The organism is Streptomyces sp. SLBN-8D4, from assembly GCF_049739545.1.
GTDB lineage: Bacteria > Actinomycetota > Actinomycetes > Streptomycetales > Streptomycetaceae > Streptomyces > Streptomyces canus_C.
In genome coordinates this window covers 9,671,457-9,684,984 of sequence record NZ_JBMGQC010000001.1, presented here as the reverse complement: position 1 = coordinate 9,684,984, position 13,528 = coordinate 9,671,457, and the positions used below count along the sequence as shown (strand labels likewise).

Here is a 13,528-nt window from a genome sequence, read left to right as displayed (position 1 = left end):
GCCTGCTTGCCGCCCACCCCTCAATACAGTTAGATAATTATAGTATCCACACTGAATACACCAGGAGCGCGACGTGACCGATCCCTACGCCCCGTTCACGAGCCTGACCTTCGAGCGGCCCGCGCCCGGCGTGCTGCGGATCGTGCTCGACGCCCCGAACCTCAACGCCGTGGATCCGCGGATGCACGGCGAACTCGCCGACATCTGGTCCGTCGTGGACCGGGACGAGGAGACCCGCGCGGTGCTCGTCCAGGGGGCGGGCCGGGCGTTCTCGGCGGGCGGGACCTTCGACTCCATCGAGGCCATGACCGAGGACTACGCGGTGCGCGCCCGGGTGATGCGGGAGGCGCGGGACATGGTCTACGGCGTGCTCAACTGCTCCAAGCCGGTGGTCTCCGCGATCCACGGCCCGGCGGTCGGGGCGGGTCTGGTCATCGGCATGCTGGCGGACATCTCCGTCGCCGCCCGCACGGCGAAGATCGTCGACGGGCACACGCGGCTCGGTGTCGCGGCCGGTGACCATGCCGCCATCTGCTGGCCGTTGCTGTGCGGCATGGCCAAGGCCAAGTACTACCTCCTCACCTGCGAGACGCTCACCGGCGAGGAGGCCGAGCGGATCGGGCTGGTGTCGAAGTGCGTGGACGACGCCGACGTGCACACCGAGGCCCTGCGGGTGGCGACCGCCCTGGCGGCCGGACCGGCCAGCGCCATCAGCTGGACCAAACGGTCCCTCAACCACTGGTACCGCACCGCCCAGCCGATCTTCGAGGCCTCGCTGGGGCTGGAGTTCTTCGGGTTCGGCGGCCACGAGGTCGTCGAGGGACTCGCCGCGCACCGCGAGAAGCGGGCCGCGGACTTCGAGGGCGTGGGCGGCAAGCACCCGCTGGACCTGTGACCACCGTACGAGAGGAACCGATCGATCATGGCACCGCAGCAGACCAGCACCGAGGTCCCCCTTCTGGTCAAGGGGCTGACCTACGAGGAGATGCCGGTCGGGCAGGTCTTCCGGACCGCCCGCCGCACCATCACGGAGACCGATCTGGTCAACTTCGTCACCTGGGGCGGCTTCACCGAGCCCCTCTTCTGGGACGCCTCGCACGCCGCGGACGGCGGCTACACGGGGCGACTCGTCCCGGGAGGACTGACCTACTGCATCGCCGAAGGCCTCGTCCTCCAGACGAACGTGCTGCACGGCACGGGCCTCGCCTTCCTGCACATGGAACTCACCGTGCAGGGTCCGGTCTACGTCGGCGACACCGTGTACGCCGTCGTGGAAACCACCGGCTCCCGGCCCTCCAGCAAGCACGGCCGGGGCGTGGTGACGAGTCGGATCACGGTGCGCAACCAGCGGGACGAGGACGTCCTCGTCTACACGCCGGTGCGGCTGATCCGCGGCAGGGACTACGAGGCTCCGGCCTCCTGAGCCCGAGGCGGTGACTGGCTGCATCGCCTCCGGCGTCCTGACCCCGCGGCCGGGCTACGAGGTCGCGCCGTCCTTGGCCCGGGGCGGAGCCGGCACCAGACTCAGGCCGGCGGGCCGCCCCGCTTCCGGTACGGCGGCGTCGGCGAAGGCGCCGTGGTGCAGCCAGTCGGAGGGGATCGAGGGACGGGGCGGGGCCTCGTGGTCCGGGACCGCCATCGCGTACAGGCGGGTGTAGCGGAACTTGGCCTCCAGGTTGTCCAGGACCGACCAGTACTCGTAGCCGCACACCCGCACGCCGGCCGCGGTGAGTCCGGCCAGCCAGGAGAGCCGGGCGCGCAGCAGGGCCCGGCGCCGGTCGTCGTCGCTGTGTCCCGTGGCGTCGACGAGGTCCAGGTCGCCCATGCCGTTGTCGATGACGGACAGCGGCGGCAGCACGTCGCCGTAGAGCTCGTAGAGGCCGGCGACGGCGTCGGCGAGTCCCTCGGGGATGATCGGCCAGCCGTAGGCGGTGGTCTCCACGTCGTCGAACGGGACGATCGCGAAGCCCAGGCCCACGAGCAGGCGGTTCACCTCGTTGAGGGCGCTCTGGCAGGTTCTCGTGGGCAGCACGCGGGGCAGGTTCTCCGGCGCGGTGACGCGGAACGGCGTGTGCCAGGACAGGCCCAGCAGGTCCTGCTCGGTGGTGATGGTCTCCAGGTCGCCGGGGCGCACGCAGCCGGTGTCCTCGACCGGTGAGTCGCCGTCCTCGGTCACCATGTGCTCGCCGAGCAGCAGAGGGTCGAGGAAGAGTCGGTTGGTCCAGCTCTCCAGGCGTTCCAGGGCGAGACGGTCGTAGGGGTCGTCGGTGGCCGGGTAGCCGCCCACGAGGGTGACCGTGGTGCCGATCCGGCCTCGCGCGCCGGTGGCCCTCAGGGCCTGGGTGGCGAGCCCGTTGGCCAGCAGGATGTGGTGGACCGCGGGCAGTCCGGCCCGGCCCGCGCCCCGGCTCGGGGGGTACATTCCGGCCACGTGGTCGGCGAGCGTGGGGCCCGCGAGATCGGTGGAGGTGATCCAGCGTTCCACCCGGTCGCCGAAACGGCGGCCCAGCTCGGCCGCGTACGCGGCGAAGCGCTCGGCGGTGTCGCGGGCGAGCCAGCCGCCGGCCGCGTCCAGCCACGGCGGCAGTGAGCGGTCGAGCAGGGTGAGGGCGGGGCGGCTGCCGTGCGCGAGCAGCGCGTCGAGCGCGCGGTCACAGCGGTCCAGGGCGTCCCGGTCCCAGCTGCCGGGGCCGTCGGGCTGGAGCTGCGGCCATCCGGCGACCATGCGGTGGGTGTCCGCGACGACACCGGTCAGCTGCTTGAGGTCGTCGGTCCACTGCCGGAAGTGCCCGCCGCGTTCCGGCAGGGGCGGCAAGGGTGCCGCGATGGTGTCCGCCGTGGCGACCCCCCAGTCGACACGGCGAAGGGATTCATGCAGGAAACCATCGCTCATGGTTACCGTCCAGGCGGTGAATGGTTTAGCGCATTCAACTGAATGTCCGCCGACCGGACGTTAACAGGTCAAACAAACTACGACAATGTTTCGGCCAGATCTCCCGATACGGGATCAGACCGCACCCAGGATGAGGTCGGCCGCCCGCCAGGCCATGGCCATGATCGGTGCGTTCAGATTGCCGGACACCATGGTCGGCATGACCGAGCAGTCGACGACCCGCAGACCCTCGATGCCGCGTACCCGCAGTCGGCCGTCGACGACGTCGTCCTCGTCCGGGCCCATGGCGCAGGTGCCGATGGCGTGGTAGCCGCAGCGCCCCTGGTCGAGACCGGCGTCGATGACGTCCTGGTCGTCGCGGACGCCGGGGCCCGGGAGCGTCTCGGCCGTGATCCGGCCGGCAATCGGCTCGGTCTCGAAGAGTTCCCGCATGCGCCGGAAGAGGGCGGTCCCCACCGTGCGGTCGTGGTCGGAGCCGTAGTAGTTCGGCGTGATGGTGACAGGGGCGTCGGGGGCGGCAGAGGTGATGTGCGGGCCGCCCTCGGCGGTGGGGCGCAGGATTTGACTTGCTTCTCACCGTGAAGGGCGAGGATTCTGGCCTTCTCCACCGGTTGCTGTGCCGCTATGCGGCACGGTTTCCGGTCGGGATTCCGTGGCCTCCTGTTTCTTCGCGCTGTGCCGGGATTGCTCCTGGTCTTACCGGCGCTCCGCAGGCTGATACCGCCAGTCCGGCGGCCTGTTTGATATTGATCGCGGCGTTGGTGTCCCGGCCATGGACGGTGCCGCAGGCGCTACAGGTCCATTCCCGCACGTTCAGGGGTTTGGGTCCGTCCACGGTGCCGCAGGTGGAGCAGGTCTGGGAGGTCGGTGTGAACCGGCCGATCGTGACCAGGGTGCGGCCGTACCGCTCTGCCTTGTAGGCCAGCATGCTGATGAACGAGGACCATCCGGCGTCGCGTACCGACTTGGCCAGCCTGGTGCGGGCCAGTCCCGCCACCGACAGGTCCTCCACGGCGATCCCTTGGTTCTCGGAGATCAGCCGCGTGGAGAGTTGGATGGGGGTCCCCCCGCGCGAGCGCAGCCGAGCGTGGGGGAGGAACTCGCGGCGTGCGTCAACAACGTTGGCGTGGGCGCGGGCGACCTTCAGGCGGGCCTTGGCGCGATTCTTCGAGCCCTTCTGCTTGCGGGACAACTCCTGCTGGGCCTTCTTCAGCTTCTTCTCCGCACGCCGCAAAAAGCGCGGGGAGTCGATCTTCGTGCCGTCGGAGAGGACAGCAAAGTGAGTCAGGCCGAGGTCGATGCCGATGATCCGGTCGGTCTGCGGCATCCGCGTCGCGTCGGTTGCGGGGTCGGTGTCGATGACGAAGGAGGCGAAGAATCTGCCGGCAGCGTCTTTGATGACGGTGACGGAGCTGGGGGTGGTGGGCAGCGTGCGGGACCATTTCACTTTCACCGCGCCGATCTTCGGGAAGTTCAGACGGCCGCTGCCGGTGATGTGCCAGCGGGCGTTGGCGGTGAATCGGACCGACTGCCGGGCGTCCTTGCGGGACTTGCAACGGGGCGGGCCCGCCCTGGGGCCTTTGCGGGTGCCCTTGAGCGAGGCGAAGAAGTTGCGGTACGCGCTCTCCGCGTCCCGCAGGGACTGCTGGAGCACCACCGCGGAGACCTCACCCAGCCAGGACCGTTCCGCTGTCCGCTTGGCCTCGGTGATCAGGCGCGCGGACAGCTGACCCGCCGTCGGGAACGGCTTGCCGGCCTTACGGGCGCACCCGAACGCCTTCGCCAGCGCCCTCTGCTGGCCGGTGTCCGGGTACAGACGGAAGCTGTACCGGAGCTGCATGACCGTCACCTAGATGCGTGGGTTATGGGTGAGATGCAGGAGATCAGAACTGGTCGGCACTGTGTTTTCGGGATGCATGTGCACTGGTCTTCGTGACCAAGTTCCGGCACAAGGTGTCCACCGATGTTCACTTGAGGCGGATAGACCCCGCGCCCACCACGATGCAGTCGAACGTCGTCACCCCTGGCCCTCCGATGCCGGTGCCTGCTCCTCCAGGGGGCGGAACTCCTCCTCCTGCCACCAGGGATACAGGGGTGGCATGTCCTTGCTGACCCGGCCCGGGAACGCGGGCGGCCGCTTGGCGAGGAACGACTGGACGCCCTCCACCGGGTCCGGGCCGCCGCCGATCTGGCTCATGACCCGGGAGTCGAGCCGGTGGGCGGCCATCGGATGGGGTTCGCCCAGCATCCGCCACATCATCTGGCGGGACAGGGCGACGGAGATCGCGGAGGTGTTGTCGGCGATCTCCCGGGCGAGTGCGTACGCCGCCGGCAGCAGCTCCTCCGGCGGGTGCACGGAGCGGACCAGCCCGGCCGCGAGTGCCTCGTCCGGGCCGAAGACACGGCCCGTGGCCACCCATTCCATGGCCCGCTGCATGCCGACGGCCCGGGGCAGGAACCAGCTCGCCGCCGATTCCGGCACGATGCCGCGCCGGGCGAAGACGAAGCCGAACTTCGCCGAGGTCGACGCCAGGCGGATGTCCATGGGCAGGGTCATGCTGGCCCCGACGCCCGCGGCCGGGCCGTTGATCGCCGCGATCACCGGCTTGGTGCTGGAGAAGATCCGCAGGGCGACCCGGCCGCCGGTGTCCCGGTGCCAGGCGCCCGCCTTGCGGTGGTCGAAGGAGGAGCCGCCGGAGCTGACGTCGGCGCCCGCACAGAAGCCGCGCCCGGCACCGGTCACCACGATCACCCGGATCTCGTCGTCGGCGTCGGCCGCGTCCAGGACGTCGAGCAGGTCGGCCATCATCTGGGGGTTGAAGGCGTTGAGCTTCTCGGGCCGGTCGAGGGTGACGGTGAGGATCCGGTCCGCCACCTCGGCCCGCACGGTCTCGTACTCCTGTTGCGGCATACGCGTCCTCCGTCACTCCGGCGAGCCGTTTCCAGAAAGCTTAATTAGTTATAGCATTCAACTCTACTGACTCGTTCGATGATGACTGATGGCGGTGGAGATGACGGACCTCTTGGTGACGGCCGTCGGGCCGGTCCGGCTCGTCGAGCTGAACCGACCGGACCAGCTCAACGCGATGAGCGAGGAGCTGCACGCGGGACTCGCGTCGCTGTGGGACTCGCTCGCCGAGGACCCGGAGGCCCGGGTGGTCGTCCTCACCGGGCGCGGCCGGGCGTTCAGCGCCGGGGGCAACTTCGACATCATGACCCGGGTCCAGCGCGACCGCGCCTTCCGGGAGCGGAACGTCGACGAGGCCCGGCGGATCATCACCGGGATGGTGCGCTGTCCGCTGCCGGTGATCGCGGCGGTCAACGGGCCGGCGGTGGGCCTGGGATGCAGCCTGGCCCTGCTGAGCGACCTCGTCCTCATGGCCGACGACGCCTATGTCGCGGACCCGCATGTACAGGTCGGACTGGTGGCGGGCGACGGCGGTGCACTCGTCCTCCCTCTGCTCGTCGGACTGACCCGCGCGAAGGAACTGCTGTTCCTCGGCGACCGGGTGAGCGCCGAGGAGGCGGTCCGGCTGGGCATCGCCAACCGGGCCGTGCCCAAGGACAAGCTCCTGGACGAGGCAATGGACCTCGCCGGGCGGCTGGCCGCGCTGCCCGCGCAGGCGCTGCGCGAGACCAAGCTCGCGGTGAACCTGCACCTGGAGCAGGCGCTCGCCACCGTGCTCGAACCCGCCCTGCTCGCCGAGCAGGAGACCATGCACTCGCCGGACCACATCGCCGTCGTCGAGAAGATCATCGCGTCCCGCGCCCGTCGCCGGACCGCCGGAGAGGGCTGAGACCCGGAGAGGGCTGAGACATGGACTTCGCGTTCAGCGAGGAGCAGGAGGAACTGGGGCGCACCGTAAGGGCGTTCCTGGCCGACACCTCGCCCGAGACCGAGACGCGTCGCCTGATGGAGACACCCGAGGGCTTCGACCGGGCGCTGTGGCTCCGGATGGGGACGGAGCTCGGGCTGCAGGGCCTCGCGGTCCCCGAGGAGTACGGCGGTGCCGGGTGCGGGCCGGTCGAAGTGGGCGTGGTGATGGAGGAGATGGGCCGCGCGTTGGTGTGTGCGCCGTTCCTGTCCTCGGCCGTGCTGGCGACGGCCATGCTGCTGCGCTGCGCCGACGAGGACGCCCGCAAGCGCCTGTTGCCGGGCCTGGCCTCCGGTGAGCTCGTCGGGACACTCGCCCTGACCGAGGACTCCGCCCGCTGCGACGCGGCGGGAGTTCGACTCACCGCCCGTGAGAGCAACGGGAGTTGGCTGCTGACCGGGCACAAGATGTTCGTCCTGGACGGTGCCACCGCCGATGTCGTCCTCACCGTCGCCCGCACCGGCGACGGCATCGGGGTGTTCTGCGTGGAGGGCGACGCGGCCGGCCTGACCCGTGCCCCGCTGCCCACGATGGACCCGACCCGTCGCCAGGCCCGCCTCGACTACCAGGACGTACCGGCGACCCGGCTGCGTACCCACAGCGACGGCTGGGACCTGGTCTCGGAGGTGCTCGACCGGGCCGCGGTGGCGCTGGCCGCCGAGCAGGTCGGGGTGGCCTCCCGCGCGCTCGACATGGCGGTGGAGTACGCCAAGGTGCGCCATCAGTTCGGGCGGCCCATCGGTTCCTTCCAGGCCGTCAAGCACCTGCTGGCCGACGTCCTGCTGGAGGTGGAGTCGGCGCGCGCCGCCGCCCACTACGCCCTGCTCGCGTCGGAGAACGATGATCCGGAGCTGCCCGCCGTGGCAAGCCTGGCCAAGGCGTTCTGTTCCGACGCGTGCGTACAGGCGACGCAGGAGAACATCCAGGTGCACGGCGGCATCGGCTTCACCTGGGAGCACCCGGCCCACCTGTATCTGAAGCGCGCCAAGACGTCACAGCTGCTGTTCGGTGATCCGGCGTACCACCGGGAGCTGCTCGCACGGCGCATCGGCATGGAAACGGAAAAGGACAAGGGAGTGGCATGAAGGTCGACGGCAAGCTCAACGTGTGGAGCACCACGGAGGTCGTGGAGGAGGCCCGGCACCACGAGAAGGCCGGCTACGACGGCCTGTGGGCGTCGGAGTCCAAGCACGACCCCTTCCTGCCGCTGGTGCTGGCGGCCGAACACACCGACCGCCTTGAGGTCGGCACGGCCATCGCGGTCGCCTTCGCCCGCTCCCCCATGCAGCTCGCGTACACCGCGCACGACCTGCAGACCTACGCCGGCGGACGGTTCTCGCTCGGTCTCGGCAGCCAGATCAAGCCGCACATCGAGCGGCGCTTCGACATGCCCTGGAGCCGGCCCGCGGCCCGCATGCGGGAGTACGTGAGCGCGCTGCACGCGATCTGGGCCGCCTGGAACGAGGGTAAGAAGCTGAACTTCCGCGGCGACTTCTACTCGCACACCCTGATGTCGCCCTTCTTCTCGCCCCCGCCCGCCCCCGGCGGCGCGCCCAAGGTGTTCGTGGCCGCGGTCGGCCAGGCGATGACCAAAGTGGCGGGCGAGGTCGCCGACGGGCTCCTCGCGCACGGCTTCACCACCGAGCGGTACCTGCGGGAGGTGACCCTGCCGACCGTGGAGGCGGGTCTGGCCGCGTCCGGCCGTACGCGGGCCGACTTCGCCGTCTCCCATCTGCTGCTGACCGCGACCGGCCGCACCGAGGAGGAGATGACCCGCGCGATCGACGGCACCCGCGCCCAGATCGCCTTCTACGGCAGCACACCCGCCTACCGCGGAGTGCTGGAGCTGCACGGCTGGGGCGAACTCGGCGACGAGCTGCACGCGTTGTCGACGTCCCGGCGGGAGGACAAGTGGGAGGCGATGAGCGGCCTCGTCGACGACGAGGTACTGCACACCTTCGCGGTCGTGGCGGAACCGGAGCGGGTCGCGGGCGAGATCCGGCGCCGGTACGGGGCGCTGGTCGACCGGGTGTCCTTCTACACGGCGTACGAGATCGACGCCGAGGTGTGGGAGCCCATCGTCGAGGAGCTCCACAGCACGTGACGTCGCGTCAGCCGAGCAGGTCCAGGACGGTGGTCATGGACCTGTTCTGCAGCAGGTAGTCCTCGGCCTCCTGGAGGTGGAGGCGCCACAGCTCCTCGGCGGCCTCGGCCCGGCGCTGGGCGACCAGTTCGACGAGCGCGCCGTGCGCGCGGAAGCCCCGGCGGTTGGCCCGTACGTTCTCGGGGCTGCCCGCGTCCAGGTCGACGTGGGACCAGTTCGCCTGGTCGATGATGTGCCGGACCATGCCGTTGAGGACGCTCAGCGTCTCGTTGCCCGCCAGTTCGACGACCAGGGCGTGGAACTCCATGTGGGCGCGGATGAAGGCCGACGGCTCGTCCATCAGCGCCTCGGCCTCGGCGACGGCGGCCCGCAGCCGCTCCAGGTCCTCGTCCGTGCGCCCCTCGGCCAGCAGTCCGGCGCACGGTGCCTCGATGACCGTACGGGCGTCGTAGACGTCCTTGAGGGTCGTGCCGCGGTATTCGAGGACCACGCCGGCATACCGGGCCGCGACCGTGCCTTCGGGAATCTGCACCCGTGCCCCGCCCCGGGCGCCCCGGCGCACGCTGATCAGCGACTCCGACTCCAGCACCCGGAACGCCTCGCGCAGTGTCGGCCGGGACACGGCGAACTCCGCCATCAGCGCCGACTCGGCCGGCAGCGCCTCGCCCTCGGCCAGCTCCCCGCGCACGATCTTGCGGCGCAGCTGTGCCGCCACCAGCTCGGCCATCTTGGGGACGCGGACCTTGACACCGTTCACGCCCCCACCGCCACCGCCCTGCCGCCCCTTCGTACTCGTCACCGGGCCCACCTCCGTCCGACCCACAGGTGCGGGACAGGGCCCGAGCACCGGGTAGACGGTTCACTCTACTAGATAACTGATTGAACTAGGTTACCGAGTTCGCGGCAATAAGATGTTCGGCCAGCGCGAGGAGCAGGTCGCGGCCGACCGATCGCTGCCGCATGTCGCCCATCACCAAGGGGACTTCCGGGTCGAGGTCGAGTGCTTCGCGGATCTCCCGCTCGCTGCGTTCCTGGCGGCCGTGGAAGCAGTTGACGCCGATCACGAACGGGATGCCGCGGCTCTCGAAGAAGTCGATGGACGCGAAGCTGGACTCCAGCCGCCGGGTGTCGGCGATGACCACCGCACCGAGCGCGCCGTGCACGAGGTCGTTCCACATGAACCAGAAGCGCTCCTGGCCAGGTGTCCCGAAGAGATAGACCACCAGCCGGGGGTTGACCATGATGCGGCCGAAGTCCATCGCCACCGTGGTGGTGGCCTTCCGCTCGACGCCCTCTACGTCGTCGACGCCCACGCTCGCGACGGTCAGGTACTCCTCGGTGCGCAGCGGTGCCACCTCGCTCACCGCCCCGACCAGGGTCGTCTTGCCCACACCGAAGCCGCCGGCCACAAGGATCTTGACCGCCGCGGGGGCCGAGCCGTCGTAGGCCCGGCCCGCGGGGTCAGAGTCTGCGAAGGCCATCCCTCACCGCCCGAAGAAGCGTCATGTCCATGGTGTTCCCTACTGCTACAGCGATCGGCGGGCGGGTTGTCGCCCTGCCCAGCGCGACCAGGTCGTCGATGAGGATCTTCGTCACCGCCACGGGCAGGTCCAGTTCCGCGGCGATCTCCGCGACGGCCGCGGGTGCACGGCACTGCTGGAGGATCGAGCGGTGCTCGGGTTCCAGGCCTCGCAGACCGGCCCGGCCCGGTGCCGGTTCGACGGTCGTCACGAGGGTGATCAGAGTGAGGTCGTCACGCGTGGGTGCCGTCCGGCCGTGGGTGATCGTGTAAGGCCTGACCGACAGCTCTTCAGCGTCCCCGTCTTCCAGGCCGTCCATCCAGTGGCTCACTCACGTACACCGCGCTCGTCGGCGGGCGCCCCGAAGCGCGTCTCGGTGCTCATGCGCTGTCCCACCTGCTGCATCAGCGTGTGCATGGCCACGGTCATCAACTCGGCGTCCACTTCCTGGGATGCCACGACGGCCAGATGGGTGCCGCGGCCCGCGGCGGAGATGAACAGCCACAGGTCGGTCAGCTCGACGATGACCTGGTGCACCGAACCACCACCGAACAGCTGCCCGACCCCGCGGGCCAGGCTCTGCTGGCCGGTGGCGATGGCGGCCAGGCGCTCGGCGTCGCCGCGGGCGATGGTGCGGGACTGGCTGACCACCAGCCCGTCGTCGGACAGCACAATGGCGTGGTGCGTGCCGGGAACCTGTTCGACCAGGCCGTCCAGCAACCAGTCGAGGTCCGGATGGGTGGCGGTCGTTCGCATTGTCATGGTCAGTCTTCCGTCGGGATCCGTCTACGCTGCGGCAGCACGTCGAGGGGTTCGTGGTCGGTCGGGGGAACGTCGCGCCGGACCATCCGGGACTGGCGCTGGAAGGCACCGATCGTCGCGCCGGAACGGGTGGGTGCGGGCCGCCGGACCGACGTCTGCTCGTCGGTCGGCTGGGCAACCGGACCGGCGCTCGGGTCCCGCAGTTCGTCGGCGAGACTGGCCAGGCGTACCCGTTTGGGCAGCGGTTGCACGTCCGGCGCGGCATCCACGCGCAGGGTGCCGTTGCCCTGAGGCGCGCCGGCCGTCTGCGGCACCGGGTGGGGACGCGGCGGCCGGGTCCACACATCACTCGGGGGAACCGCGGCTGCGGGCGGGCCGACACGGCTGGTCACCAGCGTGTCCACGTCCGGGGCCGTCCTGTGCTCCACACCGGGCACGTCCGCGACGGCCGCCTCGGGAGGCGGCGGCCAGGCGGCGGCTGCTTCGGGTGTCGGCCCGGTCCGCCCGGGAGCCTCGACGACGAGTTCGTCGGGGATGAGGACGACGACCCGGGTGCCGCCGAACGAGGAGGGCCGCAGTTCCACCTGGATGTCGAGGGCACGCGCCAGCCGGGCCACCACATAGAGGCCGAGCCTGACGTCGTCCGCCCGGGACATGACGTCCATGCGGGGCGGCTCGGTCATCAGCCGGTTGGCCGCGTCGTACTGCTCGGGGTCCATGCCCACGCCGCGGTCCTCGATCTCCACCGCGAGACCGCGTCCCACCCGGGCGGCGTACACCTCCACGGGCGTCGGTGGCCTGGAGAAGCCCACCGCGTTCTCCATGAGTTCGGCCAGCACGTGGATCACCAGGCCGACGGCGCGCTCGGCCAGCCACACCCGGTCCTCGACGTCGATCTGGATCCGCCGGTAGTCCTGCACCTCGCTCTGCGCGGAGCGCAGCACATCCAGCAGCAGGACGGGCTTGCGCCAGCGTCGCTGCGGCTGGCCGCCTCCGAGGATCACCAGGTTCTCCTCGTAGCGCCGCAGCCTGGCCGTCAGATGGTCGAGGTCGAACAGGCCTTCCAGGACCTCGGGATCCTCGTGCCGGCGCTCCAGCTCACTGAGCTTCTTCATCTGCAGGCCGATCAGCAGCTGGGTACGCCGGGCGATGCGCTGGAGCAGCTTCTCGAAGCCGCGGAACTGCGAGACCTGAGCCATCGTCGTGTCCAGCGCGCTGTGGCGGGCCAGGTTCAACGCCTGGCCCAGTTGGCCGAGTTCGTCGTCGCCGTGCTGGATCGCGGGGAGTTCGGCGTCCAGGTCGACGACGTCTCCGCTGCGCAGGCGCTCGACCACGGCAGGCATGCGGGTCTGCAGGTCCAGGGCGGCGACGCGCAGCGCGGAGATCCGGCGGCGCAGCGTCCGGGTGAGGAGCGCGCTGATCAGGACGACCACGAGCACCGCCACCGCGCCCATCACGCTGGTGACGATCAACCGCCGCACCATCGCGTTCAGTTCCTTCTCGGTGGCGGCCGTCAGGGTCACGGAGTAGGCGGTGTTGAGCTGCTGGAGCTGGGCGGCGACCGGCCCGACGCTGTCGCTCCACGTCGTGCCCAGGTCCTTGGAGAACTTGTCGGCGTCGGCCCCGGAGCCGGTGCCGGTGCCGGTGCCGGACAGGACCTTCTGCTCAGCCGTGGTCTTCTGCTTCCACGCGCCGCCCGCCATCAACTTCCGGTAGAGCGCCGCCTGGTCGTCCGGTACGAGAGGCACGACCTTGCTGACGTAGAGGAAGTGCTGGGAGCCGATCCATCCGGCGAGCTGCCCGCGTTCCGTCGCGGAGAGCCGTCCGGTCACCGAGCCGCGGGTGAAGAGCGCGTTCTCCCGCGAGATCATCTCCATGCCCCAGACCGAGTCGATGGCCGGCCGCGCGAGGTAGTCGATATTGGGCAGACCGACATGGCTCAGGGTGGTGAACAGGGTCAACTGGCCCGAGATGAGGCTCGTATAGCGGTCGAACGTCTGCTGCTGCGAGGCGCTCCGCTGGTCCACCCCCGCCCGGTAGTCGGCCAGCTTCCGCAGGTTCCTGCCCACCTGGACGACGTTGGCGCGGATGTCGTCCGGGGCGCTCCAGCCGCTGTCGGGCAGTTCCTGGACGGTCGTGACGTCGCTGTCGGTGCGGGCGCGCTGCGCGCGCAACGCCTTCTGGTAGCCCTTGGGATCGGCCAACTCCGCGCCGCTGAGCCGCCGTTCCTCCTGGAGGTCGAAGAAGGCCGCCATGATCGGACGTGCCGCCGCGTTGGAGGCCGCGTTGCGGTCCTTCTGTGTCTGCCAGTCCGTGTAGAGCTGCGCGGAACTCGCCAGCCACAGGGCCACCAGGGTCACACTGGGCACCAGAG

14 protein-coding genes are annotated in these 13,528 nt (G+C 70.2%); 5 read left to right on the top strand and 9 right to left on the bottom strand.

The features are described from left to right. Positions 1 to 73: 73 nt before the first annotated feature. Positions 74 to 895, top strand: coding sequence for an enoyl-CoA hydratase/isomerase family protein (locus RKD20_RS44010; RefSeq protein ID WP_424882635.1), 822 nt, complete (start codon positions 74 to 76; stop codon positions 893 to 895). Between the two features lie 27 nt (positions 896 to 922). Further along, entirely contained in the window at positions 923 to 1,423 is a 501-nt protein-coding gene (locus RKD20_RS44005; RefSeq protein WP_424882634.1) for a MaoC family dehydratase, read from the top strand. Positions 1,424 to 1,477: 54 nt separating this feature from the next. On the opposite strand, the gene RKD20_RS44000 is transcribed toward RKD20_RS44005, so the two are convergent. From RKD20_RS44000 to RKD20_RS43985, 4 genes are all read right to left on the bottom strand, one after another. Next, the gene (locus RKD20_RS44000) at positions 1,478 to 2,893 is read right to left on the bottom strand and encodes a family 1 glycosylhydrolase (protein WP_424882633.1); all 1,416 of its coding nucleotides are present in this window, start codon (positions 2,891 to 2,893) and stop codon (positions 1,478 to 1,480) included. Between the two features lie 114 nt (positions 2,894 to 3,007). Beyond that, complete coding sequence (locus RKD20_RS43995; RefSeq protein ID WP_424883472.1) at positions 3,008 to 3,451, bottom strand: GMC oxidoreductase; 444 nt, start codon at positions 3,449 to 3,451, stop codon at positions 3,008 to 3,010. 64 nt (positions 3,452 to 3,515) lie between these two features. After that, complete coding sequence (locus tag RKD20_RS43990) at positions 3,516 to 4,733, bottom strand: RNA-guided endonuclease InsQ/TnpB family protein (protein WP_424882632.1); 1,218 nt, start codon at positions 4,731 to 4,733, stop codon at positions 3,516 to 3,518. Between the two features lie 177 nt (positions 4,734 to 4,910). Continuing rightward, positions 4,911 to 5,804 carry a crotonase/enoyl-CoA hydratase family protein gene (locus RKD20_RS43985; RefSeq protein ID WP_424882631.1) on the bottom strand — a complete coding sequence of 298 codons (894 nt, stop codon included), beginning with the start codon at positions 5,802 to 5,804 and terminating at the stop codon, positions 4,911 to 4,913. Positions 5,805 to 5,904: 100 nt separating this feature from the next. Between RKD20_RS43985 and RKD20_RS43980 the strand changes: the two genes are divergently transcribed. Genes RKD20_RS43980 through RKD20_RS43970 form a run of 3 tightly spaced genes read left to right on the top strand, consistent with a single transcriptional unit; the run spans position 5,905 to position 8,872 of the window. Then, positions 5,905 to 6,690, top strand: coding sequence for an enoyl-CoA hydratase/isomerase family protein (locus RKD20_RS43980; protein ID WP_424882630.1), 786 nt, complete (start codon positions 5,905 to 5,907; stop codon positions 6,688 to 6,690). Positions 6,691 to 6,710: 20 nt separating this feature from the next. Further along, positions 6,711 to 7,853 (top strand): acyl-CoA dehydrogenase family protein, encoded by a 1,143-nt coding sequence (locus RKD20_RS43975; RefSeq protein ID WP_424882629.1) that lies wholly within the window; start codon positions 6,711 to 6,713, stop codon positions 7,851 to 7,853. Next, positions 7,850 to 8,872, top strand: a complete 1,023-nt coding sequence (locus RKD20_RS43970; RefSeq protein ID WP_424882628.1) for a TIGR03617 family F420-dependent LLM class oxidoreductase — start codon at positions 7,850 to 7,852, stop codon at positions 8,870 to 8,872. Before RKD20_RS43975 ends, RKD20_RS43970 begins: the two co-directional genes overlap by 4 nt. A gap of 7 nt (positions 8,873 to 8,879) precedes the next feature. Here RKD20_RS43970 and RKD20_RS43965 read toward each other — a convergent pair whose 3' ends face one another. From RKD20_RS43965 to RKD20_RS43945, 5 genes are all read right to left on the bottom strand, one after another. Beyond that, on the bottom strand, positions 8,880 to 9,671 hold the full coding sequence (locus RKD20_RS43965; protein WP_424882627.1) for a FadR/GntR family transcriptional regulator: 792 nt from the start codon (positions 9,669 to 9,671) through the stop codon (positions 8,880 to 8,882). A gap of 85 nt (positions 9,672 to 9,756) precedes the next feature. Beyond that, positions 9,757 to 10,353 (bottom strand): GTP-binding protein, encoded by a 597-nt coding sequence (locus RKD20_RS43960; protein ID WP_424882626.1) that lies wholly within the window; start codon positions 10,351 to 10,353, stop codon positions 9,757 to 9,759. Further along, complete coding sequence (locus RKD20_RS43955) at positions 10,334 to 10,702, bottom strand: DUF742 domain-containing protein (RefSeq protein ID WP_424883471.1); 369 nt, start codon at positions 10,700 to 10,702, stop codon at positions 10,334 to 10,336. Before RKD20_RS43955 ends, RKD20_RS43960 begins: the two co-directional genes overlap by 20 nt. A 17-nt stretch (positions 10,703 to 10,719) precedes the next feature. Continuing rightward, positions 10,720 to 11,148: a roadblock/LC7 domain-containing protein gene (locus RKD20_RS43950; protein WP_371570538.1), complete on the bottom strand. Its 429-nt coding sequence runs from the start codon at positions 11,146 to 11,148 to the stop codon at positions 10,720 to 10,722. Positions 11,149 to 11,156: 8 nt separating this feature from the next. After that, complete coding sequence (locus tag RKD20_RS43945) at positions 11,157 to 13,523, bottom strand: nitrate- and nitrite sensing domain-containing protein (protein WP_424882625.1); 2,367 nt, start codon at positions 13,521 to 13,523, stop codon at positions 11,157 to 11,159. Positions 13,524 to 13,528 lie beyond the last annotated feature (5 nt).